Origin of the sequence: Pediococcus damnosus, from assembly GCF_001437255.1 — a bacterium.
In the GTDB taxonomy this organism is placed as follows: domain Bacteria; phylum Bacillota; class Bacilli; order Lactobacillales; family Lactobacillaceae; genus Pediococcus; species Pediococcus damnosus.
The window spans coordinates 32,904-51,222 of the sequence record NZ_JQBD01000008.1; the positions used below are offsets into that span (position 1 = coordinate 32,904).

At 37.9% G+C, this 18,319-nt stretch carries 16 protein-coding genes; 4 read left to right on the plus strand and 12 right to left on the minus strand.

From position 1 onward, the window contains the following. Positions 1-20: 20 nt before the first annotated feature. A complete protein-coding gene (locus IV84_RS02085; protein ID WP_046871413.1) occupies positions 21-1,376 on the minus strand; it encodes a 5-methylcytosine restriction system specificity protein McrC in 1,356 nt (451 codons plus the stop codon). A gap of 17 nt (positions 1,377-1,393) precedes the next feature. Beyond that, complete coding sequence (locus IV84_RS02090) at positions 1,394-2,881, minus strand: McrB family protein (protein WP_046871414.1); 1,488 nt, start codon at positions 2,879-2,881, stop codon at positions 1,394-1,396. 167 nt (positions 2,882-3,048) lie between these two features. Here IV84_RS02090 and IV84_RS02095 point away from each other — a divergent pair, with 167 nt between their 5' ends. After that, positions 3,049-3,582, plus strand: a complete 534-nt coding sequence (locus IV84_RS02095; protein WP_052694499.1) for a TetR/AcrR family transcriptional regulator — start codon at positions 3,049-3,051, stop codon at positions 3,580-3,582. A gap of 88 nt (positions 3,583-3,670) precedes the next feature. Beyond that, on the plus strand, positions 3,671-4,699 hold the full coding sequence (locus IV84_RS02100; RefSeq protein WP_046871415.1) for an amidohydrolase family protein: 1,029 nt from the start codon (positions 3,671-3,673) through the stop codon (positions 4,697-4,699). Positions 4,700-4,788: 89 nt separating this feature from the next. On the opposite strand, the gene IV84_RS02105 is transcribed toward IV84_RS02100, so the two are convergent. The 7 genes from IV84_RS02105 to IV84_RS02135 all read right to left on the minus strand — a co-directional run bounded on the left by IV84_RS02105 (position 4,789) and on the right by IV84_RS02135 (position 11,788). Next, positions 4,789-5,520: a class I SAM-dependent methyltransferase gene (locus IV84_RS02105; protein ID WP_046871416.1), complete on the minus strand. Its 732-nt coding sequence runs from the start codon at positions 5,518-5,520 to the stop codon at positions 4,789-4,791. 15 nt (positions 5,521-5,535) lie between these two features. Continuing rightward, the gene (gene pepI, locus IV84_RS02110) at positions 5,536-6,414 is read right to left on the minus strand and encodes a proline iminopeptidase (protein ID WP_046871417.1); all 879 of its coding nucleotides are present in this window, start codon (positions 6,412-6,414) and stop codon (positions 5,536-5,538) included. A gap of 173 nt (positions 6,415-6,587) precedes the next feature. Further along, entirely contained in the window at positions 6,588-6,920 is a 333-nt protein-coding gene (locus IV84_RS02115; protein ID WP_046871418.1) for a helix-turn-helix transcriptional regulator, read from the minus strand. 14 nt (positions 6,921-6,934) lie between these two features. Next, positions 6,935-7,153 carry a type II toxin-antitoxin system RelE/ParE family toxin gene (locus tag IV84_RS02120; RefSeq protein ID WP_226996048.1) on the minus strand — a complete coding sequence of 73 codons (219 nt, stop codon included), beginning with the start codon at positions 7,151-7,153 and terminating at the stop codon, positions 6,935-6,937. A 298-nt stretch (positions 7,154-7,451) separates the two neighbouring features. Next, positions 7,452-7,907, minus strand: coding sequence for a P-loop NTPase family protein (locus IV84_RS02125; protein ID WP_046871420.1), 456 nt, complete (start codon positions 7,905-7,907; stop codon positions 7,452-7,454). 186 nt (positions 7,908-8,093) lie between these two features. Beyond that, positions 8,094-9,659, minus strand: coding sequence for a hypothetical protein (locus tag IV84_RS02130; RefSeq protein WP_056986040.1), 1,566 nt, complete (start codon positions 9,657-9,659; stop codon positions 8,094-8,096). A 155-nt stretch (positions 9,660-9,814) separates the two neighbouring features. Beyond that, a complete protein-coding gene (locus IV84_RS02135) occupies positions 9,815-11,788 on the minus strand; it encodes an elongation factor G (RefSeq protein ID WP_046871422.1) in 1,974 nt (657 codons plus the stop codon). A gap of 1,218 nt (positions 11,789-13,006) precedes the next feature. Here IV84_RS02135 and IV84_RS02140 point away from each other — a divergent pair. Then, a complete protein-coding gene (locus tag IV84_RS02140) occupies positions 13,007-14,650 on the plus strand; it encodes a peptide ABC transporter substrate-binding protein (protein ID WP_046871423.1) in 1,644 nt (547 codons plus the stop codon). Between the two features lie 206 nt (positions 14,651-14,856). Here IV84_RS02140 and IV84_RS02145 read toward each other — a convergent pair whose 3' ends face one another. Next, positions 14,857-15,306 (minus strand): MerR family transcriptional regulator, encoded by a 450-nt coding sequence (locus IV84_RS02145; protein ID WP_046871424.1) that lies wholly within the window; start codon positions 15,304-15,306, stop codon positions 14,857-14,859. A 123-nt stretch (positions 15,307-15,429) separates the two neighbouring features. Here IV84_RS02145 and IV84_RS02150 point away from each other — a divergent pair, with 123 nt between their 5' ends. Next, the gene (locus tag IV84_RS02150; RefSeq protein ID WP_100212790.1) at positions 15,430-16,869 is read left to right on the plus strand and encodes an MDR family MFS transporter; all 1,440 of its coding nucleotides are present in this window, start codon (positions 15,430-15,432) and stop codon (positions 16,867-16,869) included. A 239-nt stretch (positions 16,870-17,108) separates the two neighbouring features. Here the strand turns inward: IV84_RS02150 and IV84_RS02155 are convergent, their stop codons facing one another. Together IV84_RS02155 and IV84_RS02160 are read right to left on the minus strand one after the other, a co-directional pair. Beyond that, complete coding sequence (locus IV84_RS02155; protein WP_046871425.1) at positions 17,109-17,963, minus strand: alpha/beta hydrolase; 855 nt, start codon at positions 17,961-17,963, stop codon at positions 17,109-17,111. Between the two features lie 26 nt (positions 17,964-17,989). Beyond that, positions 17,990-18,280, minus strand: coding sequence for a hypothetical protein (locus IV84_RS02160; RefSeq protein WP_046871426.1), 291 nt, complete (start codon positions 18,278-18,280; stop codon positions 17,990-17,992). Between the last annotated feature and the right edge of the window lie 39 nt (positions 18,281-18,319).

Genomic DNA, 18,319 nt, shown 5'->3' on the forward strand with positions numbered 1-18,319 from the left:
TACTTCAAAACATATTAAAATTAGGCCAAAAGATTTGTCACTTTTTTAAAATAATTCCTTATAGTTTCGCTATACTGATGCGCATGTTCATATTGCAACGGGATTCCCAACGTACCCACTATTATGTCTCCATACTTCACCATTTCTTCAATAATTTGATTTTCCTCAACAGGAGCTAGAATGATCGCAATTTTTGCCTTTTCTAAACTTGTATACGCAATAATTTGATGGATGTCCGATCTTAAACGTTGACGCTGATCTAATTTACTCTCTTTATTTCTAGGGAAAAAATATGATTTATACTTTGAATCTAAAATTATTTTCTCTCCACCAAATTCTGCAACAATATCCGGTTCAAGATATAGTGGCATCAATCTTGAAACTTTATTTCTAAATCCAGGCATAAGTGTTCTAGGAATTCTTCTATTATTTGTACTGTATACAGCAACTTGACCAATTAATCTTTGCGTATAACCTTCGAACAACTTTGAAAAATCAATTCGCCAAGCATATTTTTGTTTTTCTTGATTTAACATAAATGCATTAAGTGACGTTTTCAAATTTTTTATTTCATTTGCATCCTGCATCGAGACTCGAAAGGGTTCTATCATTTGCATAGTCAATCTAGTTGCTGCAGGTAATAATCTATCTAACTGTAAAAGTGTTGAATATAATTGCTGTTTAATATTATTAGGGGTCATTCGGCCTTCAATTATTAATTTAGCTTTTTTATATAATTGTAATGCACGCTGAAACTCATCATGTTCTTGCGTCATTAAATTAAGTCTTGTTGGAAACTTCAACCTACGTCGTGGATCTACCGTTTGCTTTGCATATCTATTCCAATTAACGTTACCAACCGGCCGGTCTGCCAACAATTCCTGATTCATAAACTGATTCCAATGTCCCTTTCTAATGACTAATAGAAAACATTTAATAACTTCTGCAGCCAACAAATATTGTGGAGTTGGGGTTCCGGCAGATCGAACTAACTCTAACTGTTCTTTTCTCTCTGGTTCTAGTTTTATTTTTGTAAATTCTGCTAGACCTGCCATCCACTCAAACCAGTCCTTAGTCTTCCCACTATTTCCATAACGTGGTTTAACAATTAAATCTGTAACTGGTTTTCCCTTACCTTTACCCGGCATTCTTATTGGGATTGCACCCACAAAGTTATGACTAACAATATGTAAATCCCCATTTTGTGAATAGCCATTGATATTTAAAAACTCAAATGATTTACGATTTAGGCGAAGAAATGCTTCATTCGCTTCATTTAAGTATCTATGATCAGGAATCATACTTTTTGGTAAATGATAGATTTTGTCTGTAAAAGTCTTTGTTTCAATTATAGCAATATGATTATCTTGTCCCATAATAATTCCTCATTGATCTAAATAAAAAGTGTTTGATCTATTTCGGTAATAAAAAATTGGTTAAACGCATCAGACGCCTGCATCATTAACCCGTTTTCCAAATATTCACGAATCAGTGGCAACAACTCATACATCAACCTTTCCTTCATTTCTTGCTCGGCATTATCCTTAGCTGTGATGAAATAAGCCTGTCCGGGTTCAAGCATAAGCTCATTGCTATTTGCATACATCTGGAAAATGTTATGTAGTCGAATAAATATCTCTTTATGAAATTTTTCATTAACTGATAATTCCTCTTTCTTAATTTCTCGAGGATTCATTGTAAACCAAGCAAAGCGTCGTCTTAAAGCAAAATCGATAACTGCTAATGAACGATCAGCTGTGTTCATTGTAGCAATAACTCGCATGTTTTTTGGCAGCTGCTGCAGCTTCACAGGAGCTTGTGGATCACCGATTTCAATTTCTGCACGTCGCTCATCAAAATGTGTTTCAAATAAATAAAATGCTTCTCCCAGTACGTTACTCAAATTAGCTCGATTTATTTCATCAATAATTAACAAAACTGGGTCTTTAGAATCTTTTGCCTTTTTAATCGCTCGGAGGAAGGGGCCTTCATGATACCTATAAGTTAGGTTCCCGTTTTCAGTCACAGGTTGATATCCACCAACAAAATCAGAATACGTTGTTTCAGCATGAAATTGCGTAAAAATAACATTCTGATCTACATACTCTTTTCGAAGTGTCGCAGTTAGGTATGTTTTACCTGTTCCGGGAGCCCCTTGAACAACGACATACCTTCTGGTTTTCAAGAGATGTTTTACAGTTGCTACTTCATCAACATCTTTCGCACTTTTCGACAGATTCAACTCCTGTTTGTACAGTTGTGCGCGTTTAGCTTCTCCGATATTGGGCCATTGCCTTAACTCTGCATACACAGCAATCATGGCTTTAAAAACTTTCCAAAAATCCTCATTTTCATCAGCTATACCGTCTTCATTAAAAGTTGGTCGTTTTGTGAAAGCAACAAATAAATCAACCGGATGTGAATCAATATTGTCCTCGTAATATTCGGCCTCTAAATCACTCAATTCTCTTTTTTTAGAATCATTTGAAAAATCTAAAGCGCTAAAACATTTTATATCCACTTTTTTATCTTTAGCGTAAATTCGAATGTTATGTTGAAGCTCTAAATATTTTCGCCTTGTACCTGGAAGCGTCGCAAGTTGATAATCATCTCCAAAACCTTCATTACCAATATCTAATGAAATGCGATAGTGATCCTTCCCTGGATTTACCTTAATTGATAACCCTGAATAGGGTCCACTTGGTTGCTGATCAGATCGAATAAAAGAAATAAAACCGTAAGTTCCTTTTTCGCTTGGCTGAAGATCTTTTTGAACCGCACCACGAGTAATAAATAAATTTTCTCCTGTTCGATTTTTACCTCCAACTAACTGCAATAGGTGTTCCATTTTTTCGACTAAAATTGTTTTCTTTGCTGGCATAACATGCTCCTCCTAGAATAATTTTCAAAACTATTAACTTATATTTTTCAAGATATCTATTTTATGTATGAATAACTATACCATAGCCTTGATAGTTAGCCTTGATAGTTCTAGCTTGCCTGAAAAAAGTTATGCGTTTAAAATAGGTAATACTATAGGTGGAAATTATGAAGAAAACAGATGAACGAACTTTAAAAACCAAAGAAAAAATCGATGCAGCCATGATCAAACTCTGTCAAAACAAAGTTGATTTCGACACTTTAACTGCACCCAAATTAGCCACCACTGCTGGTATTTCTCGACAAACGTTTTATCGATACTACCTATCACCCAAACAGGTCATTACGACGATGATCGATCAACATTTACAAGAATTTCTCAAAGAATTTCGCCCTCAAAACTTAACCGCTCGCAGCATGACCTTACAATTAATGACCATTTGGCAGAAACGAACGATTGTGTTTGAACTTGTGGAATGGTCGAATACACGCCGCGAATTCATTCAACGTTTATCCGAATTCAATCAGCGTGTTGCTCATCAAAATAAAGTAAATTTAATTGATGAGAAATCCATTTGTAATGTCTATGCTGCTGCCACCTATATGTTTCTACGTGACTACGTTTTAAACAAAAAGTGGACCAAGGAACAAGCTACTGATCTATTTCTTCATTTAACCAACAATCTCGACAAAATTTTTTAGTTATGCAACAAAACGGCAAAGTCGGTCCATATCTCTCGGGTAAATTCAGGTAAACTAAGCTTATCTTATAAATGAGGTGGAGATAATTATGAAATTAATCACAGCTGAAGAACACATTAGCATGCCATATGCTAACAAAATTATTAATGACTATTTAAAAACACAACCAGCCGATCCTAAGGCAATGAAAGAATTTGGTCGCTCCTTTGCAGAAGGCCTAGTTGCCTATTCGGTTTCGCAAGACGAGATGCAAGATGTCGACGAAAAACGTCTCAAGTATATGGATGATAACGGAATTGACGTTCAGATCCTTTCTTATGGAGATGCCAGCACCAATCCTGACATGTTGCCATCTGATCAGTCGATTCCACTGACACAAAGAATTAACACCGACATTGCAGCTACAGTAAAGCGCCACCCTGATCGTTACCTGGGGCTCGCAACTTTACCAATTTCCGATCCAGAAGCAGCTGCACAAGAATTAAAACGCTCCGTTAACGAATTAGGTTTGAAAGGTGCCTTAATCTTAGGAACTGCTAAAGGTGGCCAATTCTTGGATGCACCAAAATTCTTACCAATCTTTGAAATGGCAGCTAAACTTGATGTGCCTTTGTACATCCATCCTTCAATGCCTACTGAGACCATTCGCAAGAACTATTACAGCGGGATGAACCCCATCGGTTTTAACGCCATTATGTCAACTCCTGGGTGGGGCTGGCACATGGAAGCTGGCTTGCATGTTACCCGTTTGATCTTATCTGGTTTATTTGATAAGTTTCCTAACTTAAAACTGATTTCAGGTCACTGGGGTGAATTCGTACCTTACTTCCTCGAACGTTTGGATGAAGCAACGACCCCTGTAGTTGGCAACCCGCTCAAGCATCCCGTTTCATACTATTACAAGAGGAATGTTTACGTGACCCCAAGTGGTATGTACACTTGGCCACAAATGCAACTCGTTTTGACTGAAATGGGTGCTGATCATGTGGTATGGGCCCAGGATTATCCTTATATTAAAGGTAATGCGAAAGACTTCTTAGCTAACACAGATATTTCTGATGCTGACAAAGAAAAAATTGCCCATGGAAATATTGAAAAATTGTTGAAATTGAAGTGATTTCTATAACATCTTAAAAACCCGTTTAAGCCTATAAATTAGGTCTAAACGGGTTTTGTGTGTAATTTTGGTTTTCAAAAACTCCATAGTTACTTTTTTGTTGCCGCAATAATCAACATCATTGGGCGTCGCATTTCATCTTTCATCCCTGGCAAATCCATCATATTTTTCGGTGGCATCGGCTCTTGCACATGATCAATCGTAAAACCATTATTTATCAAACCTTCGATGTAGGTTGTCAACGTACGATGGTACTTCGTAACTGGCGTACCTAAAAAGTTAGCCGTCCGCTGACCTTCTTCAAAGTAATGATCAACTGGGAAATACTTAATTTTACCGTTCTCGTCATAGACCCAATCCTGCGTTCCATTGGCCGTAAATATCGGATGCTCAACAGAAAAAACAAACTTACCATTCGGTTTGAGATAACGTTGGACAGATTGCGCAATTTGCGTAAATGATTTTAAATAATGAAACGCAAGTGAACTCATCACCACATCAAACGTGTTTTCTGGAAAATTAACTTTAGAAATATCAGCAAGTTGATAGGTGACATTGGTTGCAGTCGTTTTTTGTCGCGCTACTTGCAACATTTTTTCAGATAAATCAACGCCAGTAACGGCCTTGGCTCCGTGTTCGGCCGCATAAATACAATGCCAGCCATAGCCACAACCTAAATCTAACACCGTTTTGCCTTGAAAATCGGGCAGCAATTTCTGCAACGTTGGCCACTCACCAGCGCCCGCTAACCCGATCTTACTTCGATTCATCTCACTGTATTTTTTAAAGAAATCAGCATCGTCATAAATATCAGGCATCATAAACCTCCAGTTAAACTAGTCGTTTGCTGCTAACCAGTGATCAAGCACATCCACAAATTCATCGTGTTGGTCCAAAAGAGCTAGATGACGACTATTGGCAAACAAGTGCCACTTAGCACCAGGAATGTGGTCATAAACTGATTTAGCAATCAATGGGGTACATAAGTCGTCTGTTCCGTTTGTAACTAAAACAGGCACGTGAATCTTTTTGAGATCATCGGTCACTTCAAAGTCACTGATTGTTCCGTTTTCGGTAAATTCGTTAGGTCCCTCAGCAATTAAACTCGCCCGTTTACCATTTGTTTCTCGGCGTAAAGGCTCTGGCGAGTTTTCATCAGGATCATCCCAACAGTATCGTTCCATGTAGCGATCATTGGCAGCTAAGTATTTAGGACCTGTAAAATTACCAGTTCGTTCTGCTTCCGCAATTGCCGAGCGATCTTCATAGCTTAAATAGGAAATTAAACGATGCTGTTCTTTAGTCCACAACTTGATAGAAGCTGGCGAACCATCAATCATCACACTTTTGATTCCTTTTTGATCGTACTTAGTTAAATAAAGCATTTCCAGCATGCCGCCCCATGATTGGCCCAACATATGAATTTCATCCAAATGGAGGTACTTACGGAGAGCGACTAATTCTTCTGCCCAAGTCTCTTTGACATAGACGCTTTCATCTTCAGGAAGGGATGATTTCCCACAGCCAACTTGGTCATACATAATCAGTTGACGGCCAGTTTTTGCATAGTCATCTAATAATTCGAAGTAATTGTGGGAAGAACCAGGACCTCCATGAATTAACAACAATGGTGCTTTGTCCTTACTTGGTTCCCCAACAATTCGGTAATAAGTTTTATAACCATGAAATGGCATGTATCCTTCTTTAATTTTCATATATTCAGTCTCCCTTTTATGTAAGCTACTATTACTAAACCCAATTGTACTCCTGAATGTGATTACTGCCTTTATAATTTGAAATAAAAAACCACACTAGCTGATAATCTAATGTGATCTTCCTACGTTTTATTTTTTAAACACTCATTTTACACTCGCCTACATCAGGCTAACTAAACTGTGACCCAGTCATAACGCTTAAGAAATTTATCCGATTTGTTTTTCATGTCTTGTACCGGCGTTTCTTTAGCTAAGCGCAATTTGAAATTCGAATCTAAATTGAGCAGTAAAATACTTGATATTCCCATTACTGCTTCAATACGAAGTGCCAAGGTTTCATTAATGAACCGCTTTTTTTGTAATATTTCGGAGATATGTTTTTGACTAACCCCGAGTCTGTCAGCCAAATCCGTTTGCGTAATTTTATAATAATTCATGGTTTCTCGAATAAGATCAGCAGCTGAGGTTGTATGATATTTCTTAATTTCATTTTCACGATGTAGCATTCAAATCAACTCCTCTAATGATAGTCAATAATCGCTAAGATTTGGACGGTGACTATTTCTGATCGTACGACCGATAATTCATCATCTTTATCATAACCTTCAAAAATAATACGGTAATTTCTACTCACGTCTACTGCAAATTTGCCTTCTAATTTATTATGCAATCGATGGCAACGCGGTGGTGGATCAGATGGAATCTGTACTAACGTTGGCACACTATCGAATTCATCCAATCGAGACTGAATCTTTGTGGCACAATCTTTGCCAAATGTTTTTCTCAGTAGCTTTTCGCTATTTAAAATCCTTGCAAGCTTCCTTGACTTTGCAAAATATTCCAATATGACCGTACTCCAATTCATTTGTTATTATACCATATCGGTATAGATACTGCTGACTTTTTAACTTACCCAAAAATCATTAATATACCTGATTTTCCATTAATTTGATTAGCACTTCTGAACGTAATCAAACCTCTATAAATATTAAATACCAAAAAAATTCACGTTGTCATTAATTCACGTGAAATATTTTTTACTTTTTCAAAACAACTACCTTATCTATGTATGGCTTTAACAATACGACAATTTCTGCTCGTTCTTTATTTCGAAAACTCTGCTCCCACTTTAAAAATATTTTCAAATGATTATATTGACTAGGCCCTTTGACGAATTGATTTTTAAAGTATCGTTTCAATAAGTAATACATATTTCGGAAATGAGAAACATCTTTAAAATAAATGACGTCAGCATCAGCAAACGACTCGCGCCCATATCGATACTGAACACCTTCAATAATCCAGTCTTTGCGGTTCAAAACCTGATTTAATAGTGCCGTCCGTTCCTCTGGAGTCCGGTGAATATCTCCGTGAGAGCTTCTGGACCAGTTTAAGTCATCTAACGAAATAACCGGAATATGGTATTTTAAACTCAGTTGACTTGCCAGTAACGTTTTACCACTACCAACGGGACCAATAATTCTAATTTTCATGCAAAAGCTTCCTCCAGCATCCATATTTTCGCAATCCTTACAGAATTGTCGTTTACGAAGCCAATACTTTCCCAAATATACTAACTAATGTTGCTCAAAAATGCGAGAAGAGGCTATAAACAAAACCTTTTTAATCGAAACGAGGTACCAGTAGACTAATCCACTCGTACCTCGTTTTTTGATTTTTTAATAACGCTTCTTATGCTTAAGTAACTTACGAGCCTGTTTCAGTGAAATAACTTTGCCTTTGACCTTCTTTGGTTTATCTGGCTTTGGAATCGATTTTCCAAAAAAAGCGGCCGTCAACTGTTTACCTTGTTCTCGTTCTAACGTTCCATCATCTGTCAGCTCCGCTAATAAGCTAGGAACCAATTGGTTAGTCGCAGCAAGATGTTCGCCTGACTGCTTAGCCCGTGCCCACTCACCAAAATCACGAAAAGTTGGTACAGGCCATTCAGTTGGTTTCAGCAATGCTTGCGCATAATGCAAATCCACAAAAACACTGACATTTTGAACCACTCTGACAGCGTCCCAATTTTTAGGCAATTTATAATCTTGCCGATTCAACCACAAACTTAGTCCTGCCTGAACACCCTGCGCGTGAACTGCTATTGCAGTTTTTCTACGCCATCGCCGATCTTCAAACTCTGGTAAATGGACACTATTCAAATAATTTTGATCCGGATCTGGATCGTAAACTTCAGCAAGCCTTTTTAGCTGTTCTGGATGCTTAGTTATTTTGCGCACTTCTTCCGGTGGAAAACCCAACATAGAATCATCCGCTTCATAGTCATCATACAGGTCATCAATTTCTCCATTTTGACTAACCTTTGTAATGTAAGCTTGAATGGCCTTTTCATCCGTAATATCGACACCGTCTTCATTCATTTTCATAGTAATTAATTTTGAGGGGCTAAAATTATCTTCATCTTGTGACAGCTCAATCATGTCAGGGACTGCAGCGGCGATGAATCGTTTATAATCACTGGCCCGTTTTTCATTCAACCACCCTCGCTTGGCAACGTAGGTCAAAAAATGAGAAAGCGCAGGTGCAATTAACTTATAGCTTTCAGGTTCCAAACTTAAATCAGATACAAACGAGTCCGTTAAAACCCCGGTGATGGCCATCTTTGTCCATGATTTAGGTGTTTTTCGATAATCATCATAGGCCCACTTTGCCAGATTGTTTAGAATCATACTTAAAAACGCCTTATCAATTCCATCAGGTCTGCTATGCCAGTCTGAACTTTCAGTATAAGCATCTACCCACTCGAGAGTATAGCGTTCAATATTAATCGCAATATACTCTTTCCATTCTGGTAGCCAAGGATCAGTACTGACATAACGGAGTTCACCTGTGCGCATTTCCCTAATTTCTTCATCTGGATCGTTGGCATCAGTATGTTCTTGAAATTCGACAAACATTTCTTCCAAATCTTGTTTACCAATTCCGATCTTATTGGTATCTGCTAAGTATCTTAGTAGTTCACTAATAATGTCGAAATTTATCCAAAAGTTATGATTTGCGTCCGAATCTTCATCATCAGCCTGATCAAGCATCATGTATAAAACATCTAATAGTTTGTCTTCATTCCAAGTACGAAACGATCCCGGATAAATTTTAGCCATCATTTTATCAAAGTATTGAACTGTCTCTTGAACAAGCCATTGCGGATAATTATTAATAATTTTATATTCTGATGACTTTTGGAAGCTATCCCAAAATGCCATAATTCTACTAGTTTTGGCCACGAGTCCGTCCTCCATTAAGTGTCAATTTACTGCTTATTATACGTGAGAATGGGTATTAAAAAAAGATGCTTTCACCCTATTTAACCCATAAACTCCGCTTAGCAACATTTATTTACAGTTCAATCATACCGAATTTTGAAAAACAATCCCTTAGTTTAATTTGTCAGCGTTGCTAAATCTGCTTGGGAATACGTATATTCCACATGTGCCATCTTTGGTACTTCATCCCACGAAACTGGGTATCCAGCCCCGTGTGCACAAAACACAGAATCCGGTGTATTATCCAAATCTGAAGTTGGATTGTACTTCAGTTTTTTAACGATTTCATCCGCGTTATGGCAAGGCCGATATCCATCAACAATGCATTCCAGCTGTCCTTGGCCATGCGTGTAAGCACGAACTTCTTGAGCGTAATCCTGCATTTCTGAAACAGGTGCGGTTCCTGTTAATATGGTCAAAGCATCCTTATTTTCCGTCGTTTCTGGCATATTAAAACTGCCGCTCATCTTTTGGATATCATTCATCGCCCGTCCAACTTGATCTTGCCCAATTTCTAGTCGAAACTGATACCACGGTTCCAACAATTGACAGCCACCATGTTCTTTCAACATCATCAATCCTTGTCTCACTGCTCGCCAAGTGGCTTCTCGAAAATCACCGCCAACTGAATGGACATTGCTAGCTTTACCACCAACTAGTGTGATTTGCATATCCGTAATTGGCGCCCCAATAAGCACGCCAAGGTGTTCTTTAGAATTAAGATTGGTCAGAACTTGATGCTGCCAATTTTTACCAAGGACATCCAGCGCACATTGGCTATCAAACGTAAGTCCACTTCCTTTTGAGGCTGGTTGAAGCAATAAATGAACTTCAGCGTAGTGACGCAAAGGTTCAAAATGGCCAACTCCTTCTACTGCCTGGGTAATGGTTTCTTTATACAAAATACTGCCTTCACCAAAACTAACGTTTAAGTTAAATCGTTGAAGTAAAATTTGCTGCAAAATTTCTAGTTGAATTTCACCCATAATTTGCACACGAATTTCTTGAAGGTGGCTTGACCAAGATACATGCAACTGCGGATCCTCATCTTCCAGTTGACGCAAGGCCGTTAAACAAACATGAATATCTTGACCTTTAGGATCAAGCGCATAGTTCAGCACTGGTTGAATAGTTGGTGTTACGCCATCCTTTTCAACACCAAGTCCTTGTCCAGGATAGGTACCCGTTAACCCCGTAACTGCACAAACTCCACCTGCTGGAATCGTCTGTTGAACCGTAAATTTGGCTCCATCGTAGACCCGTAACTGATTGGCCTTCTGATCATCTAGTAAAACAGCCTTCGTAGCCAGTGTGCCACCCGTTACCCGGACCCAAGTTAAGCGTTCACCTTTCTCATCGTGAGAAATTTTAAATACCCGTGCTGCAAACTCTGGTTTATAAACTGTTTCACTTGTCCAGTGTTCAAGCCCAGTCAGAAAAGCGTCGATACCAGCCACTTTCAATGCGGCTCCGAAATAGCAGGGGAAAACTTCTCGCTGTCTAATCATTTTTTGAATCGTTTCATCATCAATATTTCCCGAATCTAAAAAAGTTTCAAGAACCGCATCGTCACGCATTGCAATTTCTTCATAGGCTTCATTCGAAATATTCGATTCGTCTGCATTAAAATCTATGCATCCCTGCGAGAAAACCGTCTGTAACTGATCAAGGACTTGTTTTTTATCCGTACCAGGCATATCCATTTTATTGACAAAAATAAACGTCGGTACATGATAGCGTTCGAGTAACCGCCAAAGCGTTCTGGTATACCCTTGAATCCCATCCGTTGCAGAAATTACCAAGATTGCATAATCAAGCACACTCAAAACTTCTTCGGTTTGCGAGGCAAAATCCACATGGCCGGGTGTATCTAAGAGTGTGAGATCAAGATTTTGATATTGAAGATGGGCCTGATGCGAAAAAATCGTGATCCCATGTTTTTTTTCAAGGTCATCCGAATCAAGAAAAGCATCCCCATTATCAACCCGACCGAGTTTCCGTAGCTCACCGGCACGATAAAGCAATGACTCTGATAACGTGGTTTTCCCGGCATCCACATGGGCGATAATGCCTGCAACGATGTGCTTCATGATAATTTCCTCTCTGAATTAAGTATTCTGATCGTAAACTTTAGTTTATAAAAAAATTAAAATTATTTTTCTAGAGCTTGTTACTACTTCGAATTTCTATTATTGAGAACACTGATTAGAGCTTCCGTAATATAAAATTCGGAAATTTGAGACGAAAGCTCATAATACCTATGTATCCAGTATTCTTGTTCTTTATACGTCAAAGAATACCTACTCATTCTGGCAACTGTACTAATTTCATTTCCCGTAATACTAGCAATCGTAATGTCATCATTATTAATAAAAACATTTATCAGTTTAATTAATTCTGCAGATTCACCTGACACAGAATAGCAAATAAGTGTGTTATTACTAGAATGTGTCTTCAAATTCAAAAACGTTCGTTATTTTTAGAAAATTCATCTTTTTTTAAGGATAGTGGTTTATTTTTCTTGAATTATCTTAACAATGAACACTCATTATCATAGTATTATTGTGTTACAACAACAATACATTTATGCTTATTAGAGGAGGAAAATTAAACATGATATTACTTTCATCAATTGGTACTGGAGACCTTTATGGATATGTCGGTCTAATAATTACAGTTATTTTAGTGTTCTGGATTGTTTATTTAATAAAGAAACACACAAAAAACAGATAGTTATTTGAAAGGGATTTATGAATAACCGTTATATAAAAACATGGACAATGATTAATGATTACGGTAATTATTTGCTTTTACTTGTGTTATCAAATGATTTTTTGTGTCCTATATTTTTAAAAATTAGATTTAATTTTTAATTGACAAGTTCATCTAACCTGCTGTATGCTAATGGCAACATAAATCGTCCTTAAAAACCGATGAAGTGGAGATCAAGATTACTGTGCACGCAAAGAGAGCCATCGTTGCTGAAAGTTATGGCCGAACGCAAGTAATTAAATGGACCACCGAGGGCTTTTCCGAAATTTCGAGAGTACGGAAAGACGTCAGACATACGTCAGTTGTCAAGAGAATGTTAGTTCTCTATAAAGTAGGGGTACATATTTAGGTTTCTCGTGAACCTAAAATGAACCCAATTGAGGTGGCACCGCGGGAAACCGTCCTTAACACATTGGCTGTTAAGGACGGTTTTTTGATATCTATAAACGGGGTGACACACATGGTAGAACAACGATGGCAACGCTCATTGATCAATTTCAAAACAAATTATGCAACTTATTTGGAGGAATTAAATCATGGGAATTTTTACGAACAAAAAGGCTTTATTACTTACAGGGATTATCATTCTTATCGGCGGAGTTAGTTTCGGGATTCATGCAAACTCAAAACAAGCCAGTGCCGCGCCAGCTCAAAAAATCAATTTATATGAGACCACTAATTTAACGAGTCTCGATGCCTCAAAAATAACCGACGGCGTTTCCAGCAGTCAATTGAGTCAAGTCGATGAAGGCTTGTACCGATTAAATAAAAATAGCCAACCAGTTAACGCATTGGCCAGCAAAACAACGATTTCTAAAGATGGCAAAACCTACACGATTAACTTACGCCACGATGGTCGGTGGAGTGATGGGCAAAAAGTCACTGCCCAGGACTTTGTCTATTCATGGGAACGAACGCTCAATCCTAAAACTAAGTCGGAATTCACATACTTATTTGCCAGTATCAAAAATGCTAACGCCATCATGGTCGGCAAAAAATCGCCTAGTACTTTAGGCGTCAAAGCAACAAACAAATATCAATTAAAAATTAACTTGAGCAAACCAGTTCCCTATTTCAAAAAGCTCTTATCCGGAACGACTTTCTATCCGATTAGCCAAAAAGCAGTTAAAAAATACGGAACTAAATATGGAACCAGCGCAAAAACGACCGTTTATAATGGTCCGTTTACACTTAAGGGCTGGAACGGAACCAACGACAGCTGGACTCTAGCCAAGAACAACAGCTATCGCGATCATAAAGTGGTGAAACTCAATCAGATCAGGTATCAAGTGATCAAAACCGCCTCTACTGCTTACAATCTGTATCAATCACACAAACTTGATATGGTCACGCTCGCTGGCGAACAAAATACACAGAACAAAAATAATCCCGAATTGAAAACTTTATCATCTGGTCGCGTCGGTTTTATTCAGTACAACGAAAAGGATAAAACAGCAGCCAACAAAAATTTACGTACCGCCATTTCACTCACGATTAATCGCCAACAATTAGCAACTAAAATTTTAGAAAACGGCTCAACTGCTGCAAAGGCGTTTGGTGTGCACGATATGTTGAAGAACCCAAAGACTGATAAAGATTTCGTAGACGATGCCCATACCCCAAACACCATGGATTACAACATCACCAAAGCTAAAGCTCTCTATCAAACGGCGCAAAAACAATTAGGTAAAAAGCAATTAACCTTAAACATTACCTGTGCAAATGATGATACCAGTCAGCACACAGCCGATTATATTCAGGGTCAACTGATGAATCATTTAAAGGGTTTGAAGGTTACAATCAGCACGATGCCATTCCCTTCAATGTTAACTAAAGTTTCGCAAGGAGATTTTCAGCTTAATTTAACTAGCTGGGGCATGGATTTTGCCGATCCTACCCAAGCCCTTACCATCTTAACTTCAGATAGTAACTCTAATATGGGACACTATCAAAGTAAGGCGTACGATACGGCAATGAATACTGCTGATGGTAAAGATGCTTTGAACAACACTGCGCGTTATCATGATCTTGTCAAGGCTGCTCAAACGGCTGGAAAAGATCAGGCAGTCACACCGTTATACGAGAGTCGCTCACGAATGTTAGTAAAATCAAGCTTGCATGGAGTCGTCTACAACAAGTTTAGTGGCGCCATGGATTTTCGAACTGCTTATGTAAAATAATATTAAAGCTGGACCTACCTTAGTTGGTAGATCCAGCTTTTATTTCATATAAAGACAATATCATTCGTAGTAGTAGTTTAGAAGTGACGACTCTATTAATATTCTTCGCCATTTGTTACTTAACACTATTCAGAAAAAACGTTTAAATCCTTTTTATCTATTAACTTAGGTCCAATGACTTCATCATTTTGACCTCAATTAAAAATTTAAACTTCTGTCCAAAACTTAGACTGCCCATCATGAATCGATAACCTCAATTCAGCGGATCCGTTGTTAATTGATCCTAGAGAAATTTCAATATCACCATTATCAGCTATCTTTAAATCTTCCATATGATCAGCAATAATATTTTGTAACTGAACATCCAAATTTCTAAATTGATTAACCCGCTCCATTGCAGATGCTAACGTAAACCCATTATCAAGAAAGTATTTAATAGCACGAACCCGAAAAACAACCCGATAACTATACTTACGACTTCGTTCATTGGGTACTTCTACCGGCTTAATATACCCTTGTTCCACCCAATAACGTAATTGACTGGCCGGTACACCGGTAGCCTTCACTAAATCAGAAGTTCCAATTGTAATCCCGTCTGATTTTGAAATTTCTTGAATCAAATCCATCCAGTTTGAAAAGCTGTCAACACTTGCCATGACTACACCTCCGAGCGTTTTATTTGATTTAATTTTAACACAAAATCAAAAAAAGTCCACTTAACTATTGACTTTTTCCTCTCAGACTATGATAATAGCATCATATTCAAGGAGGAATCAATTATGAACACAGATATTAACGGAAAAAAATATAATCGAACCATGATGGTTATCATTTTATTAGTTGGAACATTTTTAAACGTATTAAATCAAACAGTTTTGGCCACTGCATTCCCTAATTTAATGAAATCATTTAGTATCAACGCATCAACAGTTCAATGGTTAACGACTGGATTTCTATTAGTTAACGGAATTATGATTCCCTTATCAGCTTGGCTATCCACACGTTTTAACACCAAATGGCTATGGATTAGTGCCATGACCGTTTTCACAATTGGCACCATTATGTGTTGGGCTGCCCCAACTTTTGCAATTCTACTAGCTGGGCGTTTAATTCAAGCGGTTGGTGTTGGCGTTGCAATGCCTTTATTGCAGACAATTATGTTTTCAATCTTTCCACCTGCACAACGTGGTTCCGCAATGGGATTAGTTGGAATCGCAGTTGGCGTCGGACCGGCAGTTGGACCTACACTATCTGGTTGGGTTATTGATAATGGAACTTGGCACGATATTTTTGGTATTATGATTCCGATTGCACTGCTTATTGTTATTGCCAGTTTCTTCTTTATGAGACCTGTTATTGAAAATCACAAAACTCATCTGGATTTTCTATCTCTAATTATGTCTAGTATTGGTTTTGGTTCATTACTTTACGGATTTTCAATGGTTGGCCAAGACGGTTGGTCATCCACTACTGTAATTACCTCTCTAATCATTGGAGTTCTCGTAATTGCAATATTCGCTTACCGTCAATTACACCTTAAGGAACCATTCTTGGAATTACGTGTCTTTAAATATGGTCAATTTACTGTTGCCAGTTTATTAGGTGCAATTGCTAACACCGCTATGACTGGTGCAGAACTTGTTTTACCAATGTACTTGCAGATTGCCAAAGGTCAATCTGCCTTAATTTCCGGCTTAACGCTTTTCCCTGGAGCAATCGTAATTGCTATAATGAACCCAATCACCGGAAAAATTGTTGATCGTTTTGGTGGCCGTGAGCTATCTATTGCTGGTTTATTTTTCTTAACCCTTGGGACGATTCCACTATGCTTCTTGACGTTGAACACTTCACTTTGGTGGATTATTCTAGTTTACTCAATTCGTATGTTAGGTGTATCAATGGTATTAATGCCGATTACCACCGTTGGTATGAACGCTCTTAATCGTTCATTGATTGCACATGGAACGGCCGTTAATAACACAGTTAAACAAATCTTCTCTTCAATTGGAACTGCGCTGGTTGTGTCTATCATGGCCAATGTAACTAAAAATCACATGCCTAATCCGGCTCACTACCTTGCTCAACCGCAATTATTGCACCACTTAACAATGCTAGCTAATCTCGATGGCTATAAAGCTGCATTTTTAGCCACCACAATTATGAGTGTAATCGGTTTTTTGATTGCCTTTTTAGTTAAACGGCCGAACAAGGAAGCGTAATAAAAAAATTAAAAGTAAACTTTAAAGATTTTTATTCTATCAAAGAAATGGAACATCTGAACTTTAGAATTCACCATTATGATTTTTTAAATCAGTTGTAAAGTACACAATAGTATAAGCCGCTTCAGCTAGTTTGAAATAATACAAATCACAAAACCGAATAATAAAGAAGTCCCGAAGATTAGATCGTTATCTAATTTCGGTAAACTCTCTTATTATCCGGTTTTTTGTCAATTAATTTATTTTTCCCATAAAAATTTTAAAATGGCGTGATCTACTTTAGGATTCGCATGTAGTTTGCTATGTTGGGCCAATTTTCCTTTCATCTCAAGTTCCTGATACGATTTAGCACGATCCTGAACCAAATAGCGCAGTGACTTAGATGAATAGTTTTGGACCGTTCCATCGCTACGATCACCAATATTTCCATAAATGTTTAAAACGGCTCCGTTTTGTGGATAGGTCTTTCGTAGTTTTAATAAAGCCTGATATGTTGGTATCATGTGGCGCGGTTTCCCCTGAGCATTAAGTGTGTTACCTTTAATCGCGTCGTATCCGCGAATTCCGGCGAAATGACCCGCAATATTAACTTCTTTATTTAGTTGCGGTAACCCTTTATTTTGAGGTGCGAAATCGGCCATGTAGTACATGACGGCCTCATTACCAACCGAATGCGAAACAGTATTAAATTTCTTGAAATGATAAGTCTGCTGAATTTTTTGTAAAACATTCCGTAACCACTTGCCGTCAGTCCGATAGCTTCGTTCATGATTATTTTGATAATTGATCATGACGATTGGATTGACGGTATTTTTGCGTAAATGACCTACTAAGGTCACCTTGCCAGTTTTGGACACTTCTGCGCGAATCACACCATTCGTTGCATGCGCGTTTTGAACGGCCTTTACCATGTGCTTTTCGGCGTGATAACTGCTGCCATAGCCATGTAGAAACAATGTGGGGATGTTCGTTTGTTGATACTTACTAGCTATTTTGGGCTGGTGATTATGCACGTAAATACCCAGTAAGGCAGCCACAACAACCACAATTACTAAGCAAATAATTATTGCCTTTTTACTTATTTTAGTTAGCATATTGTTACTCCCCCAGCTTTCAGCCACTACTTATATGTAATATCTTTGGCCTTCATTTTACTTAACTCTTGTTTCAACTTCTTTTTTCGATCTTCAATCGTCTCAAGCCAAATACCGTTAAGAACGGCTTCACCGACAACTAATACCACCAACATAGTAACCAGATTAGCACTACCTTTAGTGACTATTAACCAGATCATAAATCCGAGAAAGATTACACCAGGAATCGCACCAACCCATCTGGGTAAATATCGATCCAGCAAGTAAATTGCCACTACAACAATTAAACCAAATAAAAGTCCTCTTAAATCACTCATTACTTTTCCTCCTCGTATTATATATTTTGAAACTTTGTT

Bases quoted from the DNA above. Each gene is read 5' to 3' on its own strand.
- IV84_RS02085 (WP_046871413.1), bottom strand. From the start codon at position 1,376: ATGGGACAAGATAATCATATTGCTATAATTGAAACAAAGACTTTTACA.
- IV84_RS02090 (WP_046871414.1), bottom strand. From the start codon at position 2,881: ATGCCAGCAAAGAAAACAATTTTAGTCGAAAAAATGGAACACCTATTG.
- IV84_RS02095 (WP_052694499.1), top strand. From the start codon at position 3,049: ATGAAGAAAACAGATGAACGAACTTTAAAAACCAAAGAAAAAATCGAT.
- IV84_RS02100 (WP_046871415.1), top strand. From the start codon at position 3,671: ATGAAATTAATCACAGCTGAAGAACACATTAGCATGCCATATGCTAAC.
- IV84_RS02105 (WP_046871416.1), bottom strand. From the start codon at position 5,520: ATGATGCCTGATATTTATGACGATGCTGATTTCTTTAAAAAATACAGT.
- pepI (WP_046871417.1), bottom strand. From the start codon at position 6,414: ATGAAAATTAAAGAAGGATACATGCCATTTCATGGTTATAAAACTTAT.
- IV84_RS02115 (WP_046871418.1), bottom strand. From the start codon at position 6,920: ATGCTACATCGTGAAAATGAAATTAAGAAATATCATACAACCTCAGCT.
- IV84_RS02125 (WP_046871420.1), bottom strand. From the start codon at position 7,907: ATGAAAATTAGAATTATTGGTCCCGTTGGTAGTGGTAAAACGTTACTG.
- IV84_RS02135 (WP_046871422.1), bottom strand. From the start codon at position 11,788: ATGAAGCACATCGTTGCAGGCATTATCGCCCATGTGGATGCCGGGAAA.
- IV84_RS02140 (WP_046871423.1), top strand. From the start codon at position 13,007: ATGGGAATTTTTACGAACAAAAAGGCTTTATTACTTACAGGGATTATC.
- IV84_RS02145 (WP_046871424.1), bottom strand. From the start codon at position 15,306: ATGGCAAGTGTTGACAGCTTTTCAAACTGGATGGATTTGATTCAAGAA.
- IV84_RS02150 (WP_100212790.1), top strand. From the start codon at position 15,430: ATGAACACAGATATTAACGGAAAAAAATATAATCGAACCATGATGGTT.
- IV84_RS02155 (WP_046871425.1), bottom strand. From the start codon at position 17,963: ATGCTAACTAAAATAAGTAAAAAGGCAATAATTATTTGCTTAGTAATT.
- IV84_RS02160 (WP_046871426.1), bottom strand. From the start codon at position 18,280: ATGAGTGATTTAAGAGGACTTTTATTTGGTTTAATTGTTGTAGTGGCA.